Genomic DNA, 18,063 nt, shown 5'->3' with positions numbered 1-18,063 from the left:
CCCTATGGCAGGGAACCTTTTGCCGCGCAACCGGGGTTCAGGTATTGGCCTGTTGATCCTCGGGCACGTCGTCGTGCGGTCCGTAATAGAGCCGGGCGCAAGCCTCGGCCGCCACGCCCCCATCCAGCGTCAGGTCATCCTTGAACGCATCGCGGATGTAGTCGAACGTCGATAGGTGGCGGTCCTCGAAATACATGGCGTGGACCTGGCTGCGCCCCGCGCCATAGACGATCCGGCTGATGCCTGCCCAGATGGCCGCCATCGTGCACATGCCGCAGGGCTGGAGCGTGGTATAAAGCGTGGCGCCATCCACTTTCATGTCGCCCACTTCCTGCCCGGCGGCGCGCAGCGCTTCCACTTCGGCATGGGCCGTGGCGTCGCAATGTTCCGCCGTGCGGTTCACGCCCGCGCCCACCAGCTTGCCTGCGCGCACTACGAGGGCGGCGATCGGCGTGTTGGCCGGGTCGTCACCCTTTTCGCGGATGGCAAGAGCAATGGCGCGGGCCATCCAGGCGTCGTCTGTGGCGGCAATGTTCATGAACTTGCTACGCGGCGGGCGGGCACGTGTTCCCGCCAGCCCGAAGGTTCAGCGGTGGCTGCCCAGCATGTTGGCGTGGGTGATTGCCACGGCCAGCGCGTCGGACGCGTCTTCCCCGGCCAGCTTGACGCCGGGCAGCAGGATTTTCAGCATGTGCTGGATCTGCTGCTTTTCGGCGCCGCCGGTGCCGACCAGCGCCTTCTTGATCACCTTGGTGGGATATTCGGCCACATGCATGCCCGAACGCGCCAGGCTCAGCATGGCCACGCCGCGCGCCTGGCCCAGCTTGAGCGTGGACTGCGGGTTCACGTTGACGAAGACTTCCTCCACCGCGCCTTCGTCGGGACGGTGGGCGAGGATCACATCGGTCAGCGCAGCGTCGAGTTCCACCAGGCGCTGGGCCATGGTGGCCTTGGCATCGGTGCGGATCTGGCCGTTGGCAACATGGCTCAACCGGCTGCCCGCCTTGGCCACCACGCCCCATCCGGTGCAGGTGAGGCCGGGATCGATGCCCAGAATGATCATGAAGCGATGGTCAAGAGAGGGCTTCTTTTCTCGTCACCCCGGACTTGATCCGGGGTCCCGCTGTTGCTCGGAAGTCGGAGCGGACCCAACATGCCCTCCCCCAACCCCTCCCGCAAGCGGGAGGGGAGTTTAGGTTGCGCCTCCCGCTTGCGAGGGAGAGGCTTCCCGATCAGCCCAGCTTTTCCATCACGTCGTCGGGGATTTCATAGTTGCCCCACACGGTCTGCACGTCATCGTCGTCGTCCAGCACGTCGATCAGCTTGAGCAGCGTGGCGGCGTCATCGGCCGAAACCGTGGTCTTGAGATTGGGCTTCCACGCCAGCTTCACCGCTTCGGCTTCGCCCAGCGCCTTTTCCAGCTCGCGCGAAACGGGGTGGAGGTTGTCGATCGCGGTCCAGATCTGGTGCGTGTCTTCATCCGATTCCACGTCGTCGGCGCCGGCTTCGATCGCCGCTTCCAGCACCTTTTCCTCGTCACCCACGCTGGCGGGATATTCGATCAGGCCCAGGCGCTCGAAGCCGTGGCTCACCGCGCCCGAAGCGCCCAGGTTGCCGCCATTCTTGGCAAAGGCGGTGCGCACGTTGGTGGCGGTGCGGTTGCGGTTGTCGGTCAGCGCTTCGACGATGATCGCCACGCCGCCCGGGCCATAGCCTTCGTAGCGCACTTCTTCATAGTTCTCGCCATCGCCCTTGCTGGCCTTGTCGACCGCGCGCTGGATGTTGTCCTTGGGCATCGATTGCGCCTTGGCGGCGTTGATCGCGGCGCGCAGGCGCGGGTTCATGTCCGGGTCGGGCATGCCCATCTTGGCCGCGACGGTGATTTCGCGGCTGAGCTTGGAGAACATTGCCGAGCGCTTCTTGTCCTGCGCGCCCTTGCGATGCATGATGTTCTTGAATTTGGAATGGCCTGCCATGGATCTGCTTCTTGCGGCTGATGGTGGGAATGCGGGTTTGCCACGGCCCCTAGACCAAGCGCGGCAAAACGGCAATCCGGCAGAGGCGGGCTGGCACTGCCCGGCCAAACCGGCCCCGCGGCGCACGGGGCATCAGCCCTTGGCGCACGCAGCAAACATGGTGTTAACCGCTGCTGCGGTAAGCCACGTGCCATGGTCCGCCTTTCCCTGTCCGCCACCCAGGCGTTGTTCGAATTCCTGCGTCATCCGCGATGGTCGCGCCCCATGGGGCTGGCTTCCGCGCAAAGCTGGGCCTTGTGGCGGGGCGCGACCGGCCTCTACCTCGCCGGGCTGGTCGTGCTGCTGCCGCTGCTCGGGCTGTGGCAGCGCAGCCTGGGGCTGCCGACGGCCGATGCCTTTGGCAAGATGCCGCCCGCGCTGTTGCTGCCGATGGTCACGCTGCTGGCCCCGGTGGCCGAGGAATGCGTATTTCGCGGCTGGCTATCGGGCCGGCCGCGCGCCCTGGCGCTGCTGGTGGGCCTGGTGATCGCCGGGGGCAGCCTGTGGACGATGCGCGATGGCGCGCCGCATCCGCTGGGCTGGGCGATCGTGGCGCTGGCCTTGATCGGGGCAGGGGGGCTGTGGCTGGCCTGGCGCAAGCGGGAAACGCCGCGCTGGTTTACGGCGGCGTTTCCGGCGCTGTTCGTGGTTCACGCAGTGGTTTTCGCGCTGTTCCACCTGGGCAACTATCCGCGCATCACGCCGGCGCTGCTGCCGATGGTGCTGCCGCAACTGTGGGCGGGGCTGGTCTTTGGCTTCGTGCGCGTGCGGATCAGCCTGCCCGCGGCGATGATGACCCATGCCCTGGGCAATCTGGTGGCAGTGACGGCCGCTTTTCTGCTGCGCTGACGGCGCCCTGGCCCGCCCATCGGGCAGGCCGGCGCCGTCATGCGGCGGGAGCGGCGGAAAGCCTCAGTCGATGCCCAGCGCGTTCTTGTACACGTCGAGGATCGCTTCCATCTCGCGGCGATCGTCTGGCTTCATCTTCCGCAGGCGCACGATCTGGCGCATGATCTTGGCGTCATAGCCGGCGGACTTGGCTTCGCTGTAGACATCCTTGATGTCGTCGCCGATGCCCTTCTTTTCTTCTTCCAGGCGTTCGATGCGCTCGATCAAGAGGCGCAGGCGATCATCGGCGGCGTCGGCCATGGGATAAGCTCCGAATCTGGTTATGGGCGGCCGGTGCGGCCTTCAGCCGCGGGCAAATAGCCGCCCGCGGCCAACCTGGCAAAGCCGTGCCTGTGGAAAGATTGATCCGAACCGGCTCTCGCCAGCGTCATCACGCGGGGGAAGGCGCGTTGCGTTTCATGCTTTCTTCCATCCGCGCCAGCTGCTCGGGCGTGGCGGGCGTCTGGTAGCGGCTTTTCCATTCATCGGCCGGCAGGCCGTGGATCGCCTCGCGCGCAGCGGCCTTGTCGAGCGGGGCGCCGGCGTCGACGATCCAGTCTGCCAGGCAATTGCGGCAAAAGCCGGCAAGGCCCATGAGTTCGATGTTCTGCGCGTCGTGGCGGTGGCGCAAGTGGCGCACCAGGCGACGGAACGCGGCGGCGGCCACCGCATCGTCAAGGCTATCCAGCGGATCGGCACCAGAACGGGGCTTTTGCGCGGCGGGGGAATTCGTATCCATGGTTATCGTCCCTTGGGTTTTGCCACAGCATAGGCCATAGGGCAGCGCGATTGAAAGCCTGCGTAGGTTTGATAGGAAGAGGAGTTGTTGCACCATGGCCAAGCCTGACAAGCGCGAACGCAAGGTCAAGATCCTCGCCACGGTGGGGCCGGCCAGCCGCTCGCCCGAAATGCTGGAAAAGCTGTTTCGTGCCGGCGCCGATGCCTTTCGCGTCAATATGAGCCATGGCGAGCACGCCATCCATGCCGAAACCATCGCCAATATCCGCGCGCTCGAAGCCAAGGTGAAGCGCCCGATCACGGTGCTGGCCGATCTCCAGGGCCCCAAGCTGCGCGTGGGCACGTTCAAGGAAGGCCGTGCGGTCATCCGCCATTCGGGCCACTTCACGCTCGATCGCAACCCCGAACCGGGCGATGAAACCCGCGTCTGCCTGCCCCATCCCGAACTGTTCGGCATCCTGCAAAAGGGCCAGCGCCTGCTGATCGACGACGGCAAGCTGCGCCTGCGGGTGATTCGCGCCAGCGACAGCGAGATCCTCTGCTCGGCCGAAGTGGGCGGGGTGATTTCCGACCGCAAGGGCGTGAACGTGCCCGATGCCGTGGTGCCGGTGCCCGCCCTTACCGAGAAGGACCGCCGCGACCTGGCTTTTGCCGTGGAACAGGGTGCGGACTGGATCGCGCTGTCGTTCGTGCAGCGCCCCGAGGACGTGGCCGAGGCCCGCCGCCTGATGGGCGGCTATGGCGCGCTGATGGCCAAGATCGAAAAGCCGGCGGCGATTTCGCGGCTGGAAGAGATCATCGAACTGTCCGATGGCATCATGGTCGCCCGCGGTGACTTGGGCGTGGAACTCAACCCCGAGGAAGTGCCGCCGCTGCAGAAGCGCATCGTCGAAAGCGCGCGCCGCCAGGGCAAGCCGGTGGTCGTGGCCACGCAGATGCTCGAATCGATGATCGAGACGCCCACGCCCACCCGCGCCGAAGTGTCGGACGTGGCCAACGCTGTCTATGATGGCGCCGACGCCGTGATGCTGTCGGCCGAAACCGCCGCCGGCGCCTGGCCGGAAGAAGCGGTGAGCATCATGAACCGCATTGCGGTGCAGGTGGAAAGCGATCCCGGCTATGCCGCGCGCGTCCACTTCATCGAAACCCTGCCCGATCCCACCACGGCCGATGCGCTGGCCCAGGCCTGCGCCTCGATCGCGGAAACCCTGCCGATCTCGGGCATCATCGTGTTCACCGGTTCGGGCTCCACCGCCCGCCGCGTGGCGCGTGAACGCCCCGGCGTGCCGATGCTGGTGCTCACGCCCAGCCAGAAGACCGCGCGCAAGGTCGGCCTGCTGTGGGGCGCGCACGCGGTCAACACCAAGGACATCGGCAGCTTCGAGGAAATGATCGCCAAGGGCAAGCGCATGGCGCTGCGCCACGATTTCGGCACCGCCGGGTCCAAGCTGGTTGCGCTGGCCGGGGTGCCGTTCGGCACGCCGGGCGCCACCAACCTGCTCCACGTGGTCACGCTGACGGGCGACGAGCTCAAGCACCACCAGGGGGATTGAGCTCTACCCCCCCTTTTCAACTAACCCTTGTCGCTCACCCGGGCCACCGTCAGGCCCGAGGTGATGCGCTCTGCGGCGAACACGCAATTCTTGCCCGATGCCTTGGCCAGATAGAGCGAGGCATCGGCATCGGGCACCAGTTCCTCGCCTCGCACCGATGTTTCGGGCATGGCCGAAACGCCCAATGAGGCGCTGACCGGGCAGCCCTGGATATCGGTCACGCCCTGGATGCGCAGGCGAATCTGCTCTGCCTTGGCCACGGCATCGGCCAGCGCGCAATCGGGCAGGATGGCGATGATTTCCTCGCCGCCATAACGGCACACCACGTCGGTCGGGCGCAGCGCGCCCACGATCTGCGCCGCCACGTCGCGCAAGACGGCGTCGCCCTTGGCATGGCCATAGCGATCGTTGAGATCCTTGAAGTTATCCAGGTCGATCATGATCACGGCGGTGGAACTGCCCGACCGGGTGGATAGCGCCAGGAACCGCTCCAGCGTGTCTTCCATGTAGCGGCGGTTGTAGAGCCCGGTCAGCGGATCGCGCAGCGATTGCGTGCGCAGCCGATCACGCAGCGCGATGTTGGACAGCGCCAGCGACATCGAGTCCGCCAGGGCCGAGCCCAGGTGGCGCAAGTTGGCCAGTTCCTCCCCGCCATCCAGTTGGATCAAGGCATCGCTGCGGGCCAGGATCAGCAGGCCCTGTACCTGGCCGCCCGCCATCATCGGGATTTCCAGCACTGCGTTGACGCCGCCATGGTGTGCGCAGCACAGCCCGCCTTCCTCCGGTGCGTTGACGTGGGCCTTGCCCCGTTTCAAGGCCCAGCAATGGTTGGCCGCCAGCGAATCCGGCGCGATGTATCCCGCCGGCAGGTCCCAGTGGCGCGCCAGGTCGAGCCGGTCGCGCGAGTTGTTGAGCACGTATAGCGCCGCGCCATAGCCACCGAGCAGGCGCCGCGCGGTCACCATCAGCACCGCGCCCGCTTCCTCGTTGGTTTCGGCCGCCTGCAGCATGTCGGTCATCGCGAAAAGCTCGGCCGTGCGCCGCCGCGCCGCTTCGGAATCGGCGCGCATGTGCTCTTCGTAATCGCGGTTGGCCATCAGGATCGTGCGAAAACCCAGCAGTGACGCAACGACCGTCACTTGCAGTCCCAGTGCCAGGATCAGCAGGAGATCGCTGTCGTCGGCATTCAGCCGGTCGAGCAGGTCGTGGATCGCGACCAGCGTGATCGACAGGCACTGCAGCAAAATCGCGCCATTGTACATCAGGCCAAGGCGCTGCAGCGTTGACCCGCGCTGTTCCAGAATGCGCAATCGACGCCACCAATGCCGCCGCTCTTTCGCCACGCCTGAGAGGCTCCCTTCCAACCTGGATCGGCCACGGGGATACCCGGGCGAACAGCCCGCATCCGTGCGGATGCAGGCCCCATCGCGCAGCATTAGTCGGTTGGCTGGTGGCAGTGGCTGAACGCGTGCCTGCGCATGAATGCCTAGGGTAACGGCGGCCCAGCGCTAAGGATTGTGGGGCTGGCTCAGCCCCGCGCGCCGAACAGCGCCGATCCCACCCGCACATGCGTGGCGCCAAGCTGGATCGCGGTTTCGAAATCGTCGCTCATGCCCATCGATCGGCCGGCCAGGCCATGGTCGGTGGCGAGCTTGTCAAGCAGGGCAAAGAATGGTGCGGCCTCGATGCCGGCCGGGGGTACGCACATCAGGCCGGTCACCGGCAGGTCAGCATCCCGCGCCTGGGCCAACAGGCCGGGCAAGTCGGCAATGGCGCAGCCGCCCTTCTGGTCTTCCGCGCCGATATTGACCTGGACGAACAGCGGCACGCGCCGCCCGGTCTTGTCCATCGCGCGGGCCAGCGCCGTCAGCAGCGAGGGCCGATCGAGCGAATGGATGCAATCGAACAGCGCCACCGCGTCTTCGGCCTTGTTCGATTGCAGCTGGCCCACCAGGTGCAATTCCACGCCGGGGTGCTGCTCGCGCAGCGGCGCCCACTTGCTCTGCGCTTCCTGCACGCGGTTTTCGCCGAACACGGTCTGCCCTGCGGCGATCAACGGGGCGATCGCTTCGGCCGGGTGCGTCTTGGATACCGCCACCAGCGTCACGTCTGCGGCGGCGCGGCGGGCGATGCGCGCCGCTTGGGCGATGCGGGCGCGAATGTCGGCAAGCGCGAGATGCTCTGGGTGGGGATGCTCTGGTCCGGTCATGGCGCGGTGCTATAGCGCGGTCATGGCAAAGCGCTACCCCGTGCCGCGATTGGTCCTGCTCAGTGATGCGCGCAACGATGCGGTGCTGGCGCGCGCGCTGGCGCGGCTGCCCGCGGGCAGTGCCTTGGTATTCCGCCACTATCACCTGGCACCGGCAGAACGCCGCCGCCGCTGGGCCAAGCTGCGCCGCCTGGCGCTGGCGCATGGCGTCCTGCTGATCGCGGCCGGCCTGCCGTGCGGCGGGGGTGCCCAGGGCCGTTATGGCGCGCCGGCCACGCTGGGGCGGGAACGGGGCATGCGCCTGGCCACGGCCCATTCCCTGGCCGAGATCGGGCAGGCTGCGCGGGCGCGGGCCCATGCCGTGCTGCTGTCGCCCGTGCTGCCCACGCGCAGCCATCCCGGCGCCCCGGTGCTGGGCATGGTGCGGTTCCTGCTGCTGGCGCGGCAAAGCCCGCTGCCGGTCTTGGCGCTGGGCGGGATGACCCGCGGCGCGGCGCGGCGCCTGCCGGCTCGCGGGCGCGTGGCCGGTTGGGCAGCGATCGACGGCCTGTCGCAAAAATCGCGGTAATCCGGGGGTTTTCACGGCGGATTCTTGACCGGCCCGGCGGTTGGGGCGATGATGGGGCCAGAAGGGAATACACAGCATCATGGCTTCGCGGGCACTCACCCCCAACCGTTCCAACGCGCCCAACCGGTTGAACAGCGGCGTTGGCCGCGGCAGCCCCAATTGGCGCGCCGTCCTGCGGCGTAGCTTCCGGCGCAGTTTCGAACTGATCGGCGGGGCCACGCTGTTTGGCGCCATGGTGTTTTTGGCGCTCGCGCTGGCCAGCTATACCCAGACCGATCCTTCGGGCAGCACCGCCTCGGGCAGCCCGGTGGACAACTGGATGGGCCTGCCCGGCGCCTGGGCGGCAGAGCGGGTGCTGGTGCTGTTCGGCCTGCCTGGCGGTTTGCTCGTGCCGCTGCTGTTCGTGTTTGCCCGCCGCCTGTGGGACGCCGCCGGCGATCTGATCGACGTGGACGAGGAAGAGGAAGAAGCGCTTCCCGATCCGTCGTGGTGGCGCCTGGCGATCGGCCTCGCGCTCGCCATGATGCTGTCGGGCACCGCGCTGGCGCTGGCTTTCACCGGGCCGGGTGGCAGCCTGCCGGCGGGTTTTGGTGGCGTTTCCGGCCTGCTGGGGGCGGCCGGCGTGCGTGCGCTGGCTGGCTTGGTGCCGGTGGCGCAGGGCTGGATCATCCTGGCGCTGGCCCTGCTGGCACTGGGCGGTGGCCTGTTCCTCACCGGCCGGGTCTTTGCGCTCAATTGGGCGCGGCTGCTGTCGGTCCCCGCGTTCCTGCGCCGGGGCCAGCGTGAAGACGGCGCTGCCGACCCTGCCCCCACCCGCCAGCGCCGCGCGCCCAAGGCCAAGGCGGCCGCCCCCGGCGAAGCGCTGCTGGCCGATGACGACGAGGCCGATGACGACGAGCCGCCGTTCGACACGCGCGCGCCGGTCATTCCGGCCGATGCCGCCGCGCCGCGCCGCCCCACCGAAATCAGCGATCCACAGCGCACGCCCGCGCCCGCCGCCAAGGCGCAGGCCCGGCAAAGCGACCTGTTCGACAAGTTCGCGCTGCCCTCGATAGACATTCTCGAGGAAATTCCCGCCAGCGCCCAGCCCAAGATCGACAAGCTGGCGCTGGAGCGCAACGCGCGCCTGCTCGAAAACGTGCTCGATGATTTCAACGTGAAGGGTGAAGTCACCGCCGTGCGCACCGGCCCGGTCGTGACGATGTACGAACTGGAACCGGCACCGGGCATCAAGGCCAGCCGCGTGATCGGCCTGGCCGACGATATCGCCCGCAACATGAGCGCGGTTTCCGCGCGCGTCTCGGCCATTCCCGGGCGCACCGTGATGGGCATCGAATTGCCCAACCAGATTCGCGACATGGTCTCGTTCCGCGAACTGGTTGCCTGCGACAAGTTCGTCAACGCCAAGGGCCTCTTGCCGATCATCCTGGGCAAGGACATTGCCGGCGAACCGATCGTGGCAGACCTTGCGACCATGCCCCACTTGCTGGTGGCCGGCACCACCGGTTCGGGCAAGTCGGTGGGTTTGAACTGCATCCTGCTCTCGCTGCTCTACCGGCTCACCCCGGCGCAGTGCCGCATGATCCTGGTCGATCCCAAGGTGCTGGAATTGAAGTCTTACGACGACATTCCCCACTTGCTTTCGCCCGTGGTGACCGAGCCGGCCAAGGCGGTGCGCGCGCTGAAATGGGCGGTGGAGGAAATGGAGCGGCGCTATCGCCAGATGTCCTCGATCGGGGTGCGCAACCTGTCGGGCTTCAACGAAAAGGTGCGCGCCGCGCAGGCCAAGGGCAAGCCGCTCGGCCGCCGCATCCAGGTGGGCTTCGATCCCGAAACGGGTGAGGAACTGTTCGAGGAACAGCAGCTCGAATACCAGGTCCTGCCGCAGATCGTGGTGATCGTGGACGAGCTGGCCGACCTCATGGTCACGGTGGGCAAGGAAGTGGAAGTCCTGATCCAGCGCCTCTCGCAAAAGAGCCGCGCGGCCGGCATTCACCTGATCATGGCCACGCAGCGCCCGTCGGTGGACGTGATCACCGGGGTGATCAAGGCCAACCTGCCCACGCGCATCTCGTTCGCCGTCACCAGCCGCATCGACAGCCGCACCATCCTGGGCGAACAAGGCGCCGAACAGCTGCTGGGCAAGGGCGACATGCTCTACAAGCCCAACACCGACCCGATCAAGCGCGTCCACGGCCCCTTCGTCAGCGACGAGGAAGTGGAGCGCGTGGCCGATCACTGGCGCGGCCAGGGCAAGCCGGAATACGTCGATTCGGTCACCGAAGAGCCCGAGGAAGGCTCGTTCGGCTTCGACGAACTCGATACCTCCGACAATCCGGAAGATCGCAAGTATCGCCAGGTCTGCCAGCTCGTGTTCGAAAGCCAGAAAGCCTCGGCGAGCTGGATCCAGCGCCAGATGGGCGTGGGCTACAACACCGCGTCGAAATGGATCGAGCGGATGGAGCAGGATGGCCTGGTGGGCCCGGCCAACCATGTGGGCCGGCGCGAGATCTATCGCGACAAGGATGGCAATCCGCTGTGAGGACGGGCGTCTAGCCCCTCCGTCAGGTCTACGGCCTGCCCCTCCGCACGACGGGGAGGGGGACCGCCCACGAAGCGTGGTGGTGGAGGGGCTTAAGCCACCCCGCGCAAGACCTCGGTCGCCTCGCCCACCAGCGCGGTCACGTCCGCCTCGGCCAGCACGCGACGGGGGTCATAGCCCAGGCCCAGGCGCGGGGTGCGGCGCCAGGCTTCGCAGAACAGGCCCTTGTTCGGGCCGAACGCGCGCAGCACGTGGGCGGCCAGGCGCGGCGGGGCATCGGGGGCATAGGCGCGCGAGAACAGCGCCATGTCGGCCAGCCATGGGCCGATCATGACCCAGCCATGGTCTTCGGCAACCGGCGTGCCGGCCACGCTCAACACCCCTTCGGCCACCACGATGGGCGCCTGCAGGGCCCGCGCCAGATGCACGGCATAGGCGGCATTGAGCATTGGCGCGGTCACGTCCTTGCCGGCCATGACCTTGAGCACGTCCTGCGCGCGCGCGGCCATCACGGCCTTGTCATCTTCGCTCGGCACATAAGCCTTGAACGTGCGGGCGGTTTCCCAGGAATGGCTGGCGGCAACCAGGCGGCCAAGACGGGCCAGGGCAAGATCGGTGGTCATGGCCGCGCCTTAGCGACGATTGCCTGGCCAGGAAAGGCAGCGCGTCAGTTACTCTGCTTGCCCACGATCACACCGCCCATATCGATATTGCTGCCGCCCTTGGGATCTATCATGCCGGCATGCCACGAGGCGTAGAATTCCTCGGCATGCGGACCGGTGAATTGCCCGGTGACGGCGCCGTTGGTGTTGCCCGTCCCCGGCACGTTGAGCACTTTGTCGAACGTACCGGCAAAGGTGGATTTGCCTGCATCACCCTGGCCGCTGAACGTATAGGCGCCCAAGGCATAAGCGGTGCCCGTATCGCGGTCGGTCGCCACCGGGTTGAGCGTACCCGCCAGCTTGGCACCACCGAAATCATAGGCCATCTGCACATCGCCACTGATGGCATAGGGGCGCATGGCATCACCGGAAGGCAGGCCGGAATAGCCCACGATGATCCCGGTATAATTGGCACTGCCGGTGCGCGGCATGGCCGATGCGGGCGTAGACAGCCCGAATCCAAAGGCCGTGTCGACATATTGCGGGGAACTGGCGCTGGGCTTTACTTCTGCCGATTCGTAGTTGCCGAACCCGGTATAAGTCAGCGCGATCAGCTGGTTGCCGGGGCCGGGCCGCGATATGCGAAACGTGCCGTCGCGGTTCTGGTTGGTCAGGTCGCGGGCGCTGTAGACATCGTAGGTGGCATCGCTGGCGGCGTTGTCCTTGATGGCGGAGGTGAGCGGTCCCCGGAGGCCGTTAAGTCCGGTCCTTTCGCCACCGAGCACGAGCGCGTGCTGTGTCTCGGAATAGTCGATGTCCAGTGTATCGCCATCCACCCGGTTCAGATTCAGCGCCACGTAAGTGTTGGTGGCTGCGCTTTTCGAATACTGCACAGACCTTGCCAGGCCGCCCAGATCCTCGTTGATCAACAGGTCCGCAAGGCTCGTGTTGGATGGCATGGTCGCTGTGTCGCGCCCCAGGATCGTGCCGCTCGCCACCACATTGTCGAGCAGCTTGCTGTCCCAGACGGCGCCCAACTCCTCGTGATTTGGGCCGTAGAACCGGCCGCTGAGCCCGCCCTGCCGGTCCCCGGTCTTGAAGCTGCCGGAGAATGTGGTGCCGCCCGCCGCAAGGCTTGCCTGCGAGGACCAGGCGAGGTTGCTGAGCGTAATGCGGCCATCGACGTAGCCGTCGATATTGCCGCTGCCGGAGAGCTTGCCACTGGCGAAATCGACCGAGAATCGTCCGCTACCCTGCAATACCAGGATATACTTGCTATAGCCTGCCTCACCATCGACGCGCACCGCAAAGGTGGCCGTGCCCGAATTTGGCATCGCCGATGCGGGCGTGGGTACGCCATAAGTGAAATAGTCCATGGTCGTGGTGCTGTTGGACGCATCGGTCTGCGTGCGCTGCCACAGGCCAGCCCCGACATAACGGAAGCGTGGGGCGTCCGGCGTGCCTGGAGTGGAGCTATTCTTTGACAGCGACAGCGTTTCCGTCAGCGTGCCGTCGGTGCGCTTGTAAACTGTGGCATCTGCGTTGGTGAGCGTCGCGTCCTTTTGCGCGGGCCCAAAGTCCTGCGTGCGGCCCTGGGTGGTAACGGTGTAGGTCTGGGTCGACGCGTTGTACGCGATGGTCAGCGGGCTGCTCGTCACCGTGTTGGGCCGGGCCGAGGTGATCGGCATATAGGCCGTCTCGGTGCGTGCGTCGTTGACGAACGACTCGCTGATCAGGCTGCCAACCAAGTCGGCGTTGGTCGGCTTGGGCGGGGGTGAGGGCGGCGTGTTGGGAAGGTTGCTGCTGGCGACGCCTCCGCCATCGCCGCAGGCGGCCAGTGCAAAAGCAAGTGCAGCGGGCGACCATTTGGCGGCTCGGCCCAACGTCCTGATAATCATGCGCGCCATGGTCATGGTCCTTCAGGACAAAACCGGGAACATCCATTTTGGCGTAATGATACGGGTTATTGCGTATAAGGCGAGTCGAACTTCAAGGCGTTGCGTAAAAGAGCGCCGCTAAATCGGGCCGCACGCGCAGAAGGCGGCCGCTGTCCTTATCGAGCAAGGCCCAAGTCGTGCGTGCGCTTACGATGACTTTGCCTTCGGCATTGGTGAAATCCACTCGCCTGTCGAACCGCGCGCCTTGGGGTGGATCGGGAATGAAGGTCGTGGCCGTCACGCTTTGCCCCACGGTGATATTGCCGCGATAATCCACCTCGTGCCGGGTTACGAGCCAGATGTAAGCGGCTTGAACATCGGGGGATGCCACAGTCTCCCAATGGCGCGTGGCGATCTGTTCCATCCACTGCACCCACACGGCGTTGTTCACATGGCCCATTTCATCGATGTGGTCGGGCAGCGCGGTGAATGTCAGTGAAAAGGGCGTCGCCATCGTCATGCACCCAGCAGATGCAGCACCACGTGGCGCCGGTGCGCGATGCGGCGATGCTCGCACAGATAAAGCCCCTGCCACGTGCCCAGCGCCAGGCGCCCGCCGATGAGCGGGATCGACAGGCTTACACCGGTCAGGATGCTCTTGAGGTGGGCCGGCATGTCGTCGGGCCCTTCGTCATCATGGGCATAGGCCGCGTTTTCGGGGGCCAGGCGGTCGAGCCAGCGCAACACGTCTGCGCGCACTTCGCGCGCGGCGTTTTCCTGGATGCACAGCGAGGCAGAAGTGTGCCGGCAAAACGCCGTGAGCAGCCCGCTGTCCATGCCCTGCTCTGCAACCCACTGCGCTGCCTCGCGGGTGAATTCGTGCAGGCCGGGGCCGGGCGTGTGCAGCGTCAGCTCGGTGTTGGCCTGGCGCAGGGCGGATGACGGCACGGTGGCGGATCGGATCGGGGCAGTGCTCATGGCGCGCTCAGCCTGACACGGCCGCGCGTTCCTGTCACCCGCCAATCGCCATCAAAAAGAAATAACTGCGAATCATTAGCAACATGGTTGATTATGCAAATCAGTCGCAATAAAGGCGCGGCTATCCGAACCAGGGCGCAACAGTCCGTTCAGAGCAAAGGGGAAAATCCAACCATGACCAGCCCGACCCAGCCCGCGTCTGCTCGCAAGGCAGGCAATCGCCGGCCTGCCCGCAGCGGAAATTCACGCTCGGCGGCCGTGCCCGCGTTCCTCGCCGTTGGTTGCATCGGCGTGCTTGCAGCCATGCCTGCCCAGGCACAGGAAACGCAGCCGACCGTGCTGGGCGGCGTGACGGTGACGGACACCGCGATTGCCGATGCGCCGATCAAGGTGGAGCGGGCCGAATCGCCCAAGTACACCCGGACATTGCTCGACACGCCGCAGACCGTCACCGTGGTGGGCCGCGCCGTGATCGAGGCGCAGAACCTGCTTTCGCTGAAGGATGCGCTCTCGATCCTGCCTGGCATCACCCTGGGCGCTGGCGAAGGCGGCGGCGGCTATGGCGACAGCATCAATTTGCGCGGGCAAAGCGCCAACACCGATATCCAGATCGACGGCGTGCGCGACAGCGCGCAATATTCGCGCAGCGACTTGTTCAACATCGAACAGGTCGAAGTGACCAACGGCGCCAATTCCGTGTTCGGCGGATCGGGTTCGATCAGCGGCACGATCAACCTGGTGACCAAGCGGCCCAAGGACGAAACCAGCACCACGGTGCAGGGCGGCGTGGGCACCGCCAACTACTGGCGCGGCACGTTGGACAGCAACTGGAAGCTGGGCGATGAAGTGGCTGTGCGGCTTAACGCCATGGGCCACAGCGCCGATGTGCCGGGCCGCGATTTCGAATACAACCGCCGCTGGGGCGTGGCGCCTTCGGTGAAATTCGGGCTGACCGGCGATACCAGCCTGACCCTGATGTACCTGCACCAGCGCGACAAGAACATCCCGCAGTATGGCGTGCCCTACTACGCGGTCTATGGCGGGCTGCTGCCCGGCGCCAGCTATGCCGGCTACTACGGCTACAAGAACTATGACCGCCAGGAACAGACGGTCGACCAGGCCACCGCGATCCTCGATCACCGCTTTTCCGACACGGTCTCGATCCGCAATCTGGCGCGCTATCAGAAGGTCAAGCAGGATACCTTCGTCGATCCGCCGCAGGGGACCTGGTGCCTTGCCAACGGCACGGTCGCCAATTCCACTGGCGCGGCCACGGCTTGTTCGTCCACCCAGGCGGCCGGCACGTTCTATCCCAGTGGCCCGCGCGGCACCTTCCGCCTGACCGATACGTCGATCTGGTACGATCAGGTGGATCTCTCTGCCACGGTTTCCACTTTCGGGCTGGAACATACCCTGGCGCTGGGCGCGGCCTATTCGCAGGAAGACTATGATGTCACGTCCGGCAATGGCCTGCGCAATGCCGATGGCACCACGCCCACGATGACGCCGATCAGCATCGCCAACCCCAACGCGGTCTATACCGGCCCGATCAACACTATCACCACGGCCATTGCCCATGGCTCGACCCGCAACATCGCGCTCTATGCGTTCGATGCGGTCAAGCTGGGCGGCGGATTCGAAGTCAATGGCGGCATCCGGTGGGAAAACAACCGCGCCCGCTATCGCAGCGATACCGTGGCGGTGAGCGGCGCGGTGACCACCGGTGCCCAGCAGAACAACACCGACGATCTGTTCAGCTATCGCGTGGGCCTGGTCTACAAGCCGGCCGCCAATGCCAGCCTCTATGTCGCCTATGGCAACAGCAAGACGCCGGCCTCGTCCACGGTGCGCAGCGGCTGCGGCGTGACCAGCACCACCCTGCTGGGCGATCCCTGCAACGTTGCCCCGCAAACCGCCACCAACTTCGAACTGGGCGGCAAGGTCGATCTGGCGCAGGGCAAGTTGCAACTGACCGCCTCGGTGTTCCGCAACGAACGCACGAACTATCCCGTGGCGGCCAACGATCCGCTGGTCGGCACCACCAACGTGCTCGACGGGCGCAGCCAGGTCGATGGCGTGTCGCTGGGCCTCTCGGGCAAGATCACCCCAGCCTGGACGATCTTTGCCAACGGCATGTACCTCGACGGCGTGGTCAAGCAGTCGATCTCGAACTATTGCAAGGGCCACCTTGGCGCCACGCAGACGCTGCCCACGGGCGGCACGGTGACTTGCCCGACCAGCGACGTGCAGGCCGGCAACCCGCTGACCAACACGCCGGCGTGGTCGGGCAGCCTCTACACCAGCTATCACCTGCCGTTCGGGTTGGAAGCCGGCTATGGTGTGACGTACCAGGGCAGCTGGTACCTCACCAACTCCACCGGTGCGACGATGTACAAGGCGCCGTCCTACCTCACCCACCGCATCTCGCTGGGCTACAAGCTCGACAATGGCCTGTCGGCGCAAGTCAACGTGCAGAACCTGACGAACAAGAAGTACTACACTTCCATCCGCAACAATGGCTGGGCCGTGCCGGGCGAGGGGCGCTCGGCCGTGCTCACGCTGGGCTACACGTTCTGAACGGCGTCTCTCCCGCCCCGCGCGGGGCGGGAGAGAGCACAGTCAGGCGGCAAACACTGCGGCGTTGAGAGTATTGGTCGTGCCCGTGCTGACCACGGCGGCCACTACCAGCCGCCCGTCGGCAAGGGTGCGCACCAGCGGCGCCATCCCGCCTGCCAGGCAGGAAACCACCCCGCCCACCGCCATCCAGGCACTGTCAAAGCGCTGGAACGCGATGGTCGTCGCCACCGGATAGCGCACCCCGTCGCGGCTGTCCCATGCCACGGCAAAGCGCCCATCGGCGGTGCCGGCCAGCGCCGAGGAGAACGAATAGGGCGTGGTTGCGCCCTGGCTGGCCAAGGCAGGCTGCGAAAACGCCCCGTTCGCCTCCGACCGCGCGATCAGCACTTGGCCGGCGGCGGCATCGTCCGTGCCGTTGGAGATCCACGTCACCAGCGTTTCGCCGGTTTCGCGCACCCATAAGTCGGGTTGGTAATTGCTGTCGGAAAGGTCGTTGACCGGGGTGCGCGGGCTGTTGACATCATGGGCGACCGCCACGGGCGCGATCTGCTGCCGCCCGATCCGCACGGAATAGTCGCGCGCCACCAACCGGCTCGGCACCGCGGGAGACATCGGTACGCTGCGCTCGCCAAACAGCACGGTAAAGCCGCCCGGTCGCGGCGCCGCCTTGATCGGGGCAAAGCCGTCGTGCCCGCTATCGATGGCAAAGGGGGCGGACAGCGTGCCGTTGTGGGCGTTGAGGATCCAGGCCTGCCCGGTAAAAGCGCTCAGCACTGCCACACTGCCTTCGCCGCTGTCGTCCAGCGGGATCAGCGCACCAAGCACAGGCCCGGCCGCGCTGGCGATCGTGTATGTCGTGCCCAACGGCGCGCCGGCAGCATCGAAACGGCGCACCATCAGGGCGGCGCGGCCCGGCGTGGCGGCGGGATAGCCAGTCCAGCACACGGCAAAGCCACCGTTGCTCAGCGGTGCCAGGCCAATACCATAGACGGTGCAGGCCGGATCGGTGTTGACCGTGATCGGTTGGCCGTTGCCCATCGGCGCCAGTGTCGCATCCAGCAGGCGCACCAGCACATCCCCGGTCTGCGCGGGTGCGTTGCTATCGGTGCCCCAGGCCACCGCCAGCCCGCCACTGTTCAACCCGCAAATGTCGAACGACCACGCCAGCGGCAGGTCGGCCAGGTGCAAGGTGGCATGGGCGGTTTCGGGCACTGCGGGCTGTTCGGTAGAGGGCGCGGCCAGCGGATCGACCGGTGTCTCATCCACGACAAGCGGGTCCGTTGGCGTGCTGTCATCCGCATCGCCCCCGCCGCCCACGAACGCCCCGGAGCCAACGCCCCATGCAACTGCCGTGGCCCCTATCGTCCAATCCTTCCCGTCGCGGACAGGATCGTATTTGAGATCCTCATCGCCGCGTTGCCCACTGCCTGACTGCATCCCCATTTCCCCCCTTGGCCCGGCGCAGGCGCCCCATCGCGCTGCGTTACGTAATGCCCAGGGATGCCCGATCAGACTG

General features: G+C 66.2%; 17 protein-coding genes. 5 read left to right on the top strand and 12 right to left on the bottom strand.

Annotated features, from left to right (window positions below; translation table 11 throughout):
• Positions 1 to 37: 37 nt before the first annotated feature.
• The 3 genes from FHT19_RS20675 to FHT19_RS20665 all read right to left on the bottom strand — a co-directional run bounded on the left by FHT19_RS20675 (position 38) and on the right by FHT19_RS20665 (position 1,976).
• Entirely contained in the window at positions 38 to 538 is a 501-nt protein-coding gene (locus tag FHT19_RS20675) for a nucleoside deaminase (RefSeq protein WP_246866131.1), read from the bottom strand.
• 48 nt (positions 539 to 586) lie between these two features.
• Complete coding sequence (gene ruvC, locus FHT19_RS20670; RefSeq protein WP_169476620.1) at positions 587 to 1,063, bottom strand: crossover junction endodeoxyribonuclease RuvC; 477 nt, start codon at positions 1,061 to 1,063, stop codon at positions 587 to 589.
• A gap of 169 nt (positions 1,064 to 1,232) precedes the next feature.
• The gene (locus tag FHT19_RS20665) at positions 1,233 to 1,976 is read right to left on the bottom strand and encodes a YebC/PmpR family DNA-binding transcriptional regulator (protein ID WP_168556436.1); all 744 of its coding nucleotides are present in this window, start codon (positions 1,974 to 1,976) and stop codon (positions 1,233 to 1,235) included.
• Between the two features lie 192 nt (positions 1,977 to 2,168).
• On the opposite strand from FHT19_RS20665, the gene FHT19_RS20660 reads away from it, so the two are divergent.
• Positions 2,169 to 2,864 (top strand): CPBP family glutamic-type intramembrane protease, encoded by a 696-nt coding sequence (locus FHT19_RS20660; protein ID WP_169476619.1) that lies wholly within the window; start codon positions 2,169 to 2,171, stop codon positions 2,862 to 2,864.
• Positions 2,865 to 2,927: 63 nt separating this feature from the next.
• Here FHT19_RS20660 and FHT19_RS20655 read toward each other — a convergent pair whose 3' ends face one another.
• On the bottom strand, positions 2,928 to 3,164 hold the full coding sequence (locus FHT19_RS20655) for a DUF2312 domain-containing protein (RefSeq protein WP_022675853.1): 237 nt from the start codon (positions 3,162 to 3,164) through the stop codon (positions 2,928 to 2,930).
• A 130-nt stretch (positions 3,165 to 3,294) separates the two neighbouring features.
• The gene (locus FHT19_RS20650) at positions 3,295 to 3,642 is read right to left on the bottom strand and encodes a DUF1244 domain-containing protein (RefSeq protein WP_168556438.1); all 348 of its coding nucleotides are present in this window, start codon (positions 3,640 to 3,642) and stop codon (positions 3,295 to 3,297) included.
• Positions 3,643 to 3,736: 94 nt separating this feature from the next.
• Between FHT19_RS20650 and pyk the strand changes: the two genes are divergently transcribed.
• Positions 3,737 to 5,194, top strand: coding sequence for a pyruvate kinase (gene pyk, locus FHT19_RS20645; RefSeq protein ID WP_168556439.1), 1,458 nt, complete (start codon positions 3,737 to 3,739; stop codon positions 5,192 to 5,194).
• 20 nt (positions 5,195 to 5,214) lie between these two features.
• Here the strand turns inward: pyk and FHT19_RS20640 are convergent, their stop codons facing one another.
• Positions 5,215 to 6,504, bottom strand: a complete 1,290-nt coding sequence (locus tag FHT19_RS20640; RefSeq protein ID WP_169476618.1) for a GGDEF domain-containing protein — start codon at positions 6,502 to 6,504, stop codon at positions 5,215 to 5,217.
• A gap of 218 nt (positions 6,505 to 6,722) precedes the next feature.
• Positions 6,723 to 7,403, bottom strand: a complete 681-nt coding sequence (locus FHT19_RS20635; protein WP_169476617.1) for a YggS family pyridoxal phosphate-dependent enzyme — start codon at positions 7,401 to 7,403, stop codon at positions 6,723 to 6,725.
• A gap of 22 nt (positions 7,404 to 7,425) precedes the next feature.
• Here FHT19_RS20635 and FHT19_RS20630 point away from each other — a divergent pair, with 22 nt between their 5' ends.
• Positions 7,426 to 7,971 (top strand): thiamine phosphate synthase, encoded by a 546-nt coding sequence (locus FHT19_RS20630; protein ID WP_168556442.1) that lies wholly within the window; start codon positions 7,426 to 7,428, stop codon positions 7,969 to 7,971.
• Positions 7,972 to 8,050: 79 nt separating this feature from the next.
• Positions 8,051 to 10,513, top strand: coding sequence for a DNA translocase FtsK 4TM domain-containing protein (locus tag FHT19_RS20625; RefSeq protein WP_169476615.1), 2,463 nt, complete (start codon positions 8,051 to 8,053; stop codon positions 10,511 to 10,513).
• A 92-nt stretch (positions 10,514 to 10,605) separates the two neighbouring features.
• Here FHT19_RS20625 and FHT19_RS20620 read toward each other — a convergent pair whose 3' ends face one another.
• The 4 genes from FHT19_RS20620 to FHT19_RS20605 all read right to left on the bottom strand — a co-directional run bounded on the left by FHT19_RS20620 (position 10,606) and on the right by FHT19_RS20605 (position 13,925).
• Positions 10,606 to 11,136 (bottom strand): hypothetical protein, encoded by a 531-nt coding sequence (locus FHT19_RS20620; protein WP_169476614.1) that lies wholly within the window; start codon positions 11,134 to 11,136, stop codon positions 10,606 to 10,608.
• A gap of 44 nt (positions 11,137 to 11,180) precedes the next feature.
• Entirely contained in the window at positions 11,181 to 13,022 is a 1,842-nt protein-coding gene (locus FHT19_RS20615; protein WP_169476613.1) for a hypothetical protein, read from the bottom strand.
• A gap of 82 nt (positions 13,023 to 13,104) precedes the next feature.
• A complete protein-coding gene (locus FHT19_RS20610) occupies positions 13,105 to 13,506 on the bottom strand; it encodes an acyl-CoA thioesterase (protein WP_168556572.1) in 402 nt (133 codons plus the stop codon).
• Between the two features lie 2 nt (positions 13,507 to 13,508).
• A complete protein-coding gene (locus FHT19_RS20605; RefSeq protein ID WP_169476844.1) occupies positions 13,509 to 13,925 on the bottom strand; it encodes a secondary thiamine-phosphate synthase enzyme YjbQ in 417 nt (138 codons plus the stop codon).
• Between the two features lie 348 nt (positions 13,926 to 14,273).
• On the opposite strand from FHT19_RS20605, the gene FHT19_RS20600 reads away from it, so the two are divergent.
• Positions 14,274 to 16,547, top strand: coding sequence for a TonB-dependent receptor (locus FHT19_RS20600; protein WP_248290610.1), 2,274 nt, complete (start codon positions 14,274 to 14,276; stop codon positions 16,545 to 16,547).
• Between the two features lie 42 nt (positions 16,548 to 16,589).
• On the opposite strand, the gene FHT19_RS20595 is transcribed toward FHT19_RS20600, so the two are convergent.
• Positions 16,590 to 17,813: a hypothetical protein gene (locus FHT19_RS20595; RefSeq protein WP_169476610.1), complete on the bottom strand. Its 1,224-nt coding sequence runs from the start codon at positions 17,811 to 17,813 to the stop codon at positions 16,590 to 16,592.
• Positions 17,814 to 18,063: the final 250 nt, after the last annotated feature.

Source organism: Novosphingobium sp. SG919, from assembly GCF_012932495.1.
In the GTDB taxonomy this organism is placed as follows: Bacteria; Pseudomonadota; Alphaproteobacteria; order Sphingomonadales; family Sphingomonadaceae; genus Novosphingobium; species Novosphingobium rhizosphaerae.
The sequence above is the reverse complement of the archived record's forward strand: the minus strand, read 5'-3'. Positions and strand labels throughout refer to the sequence as shown.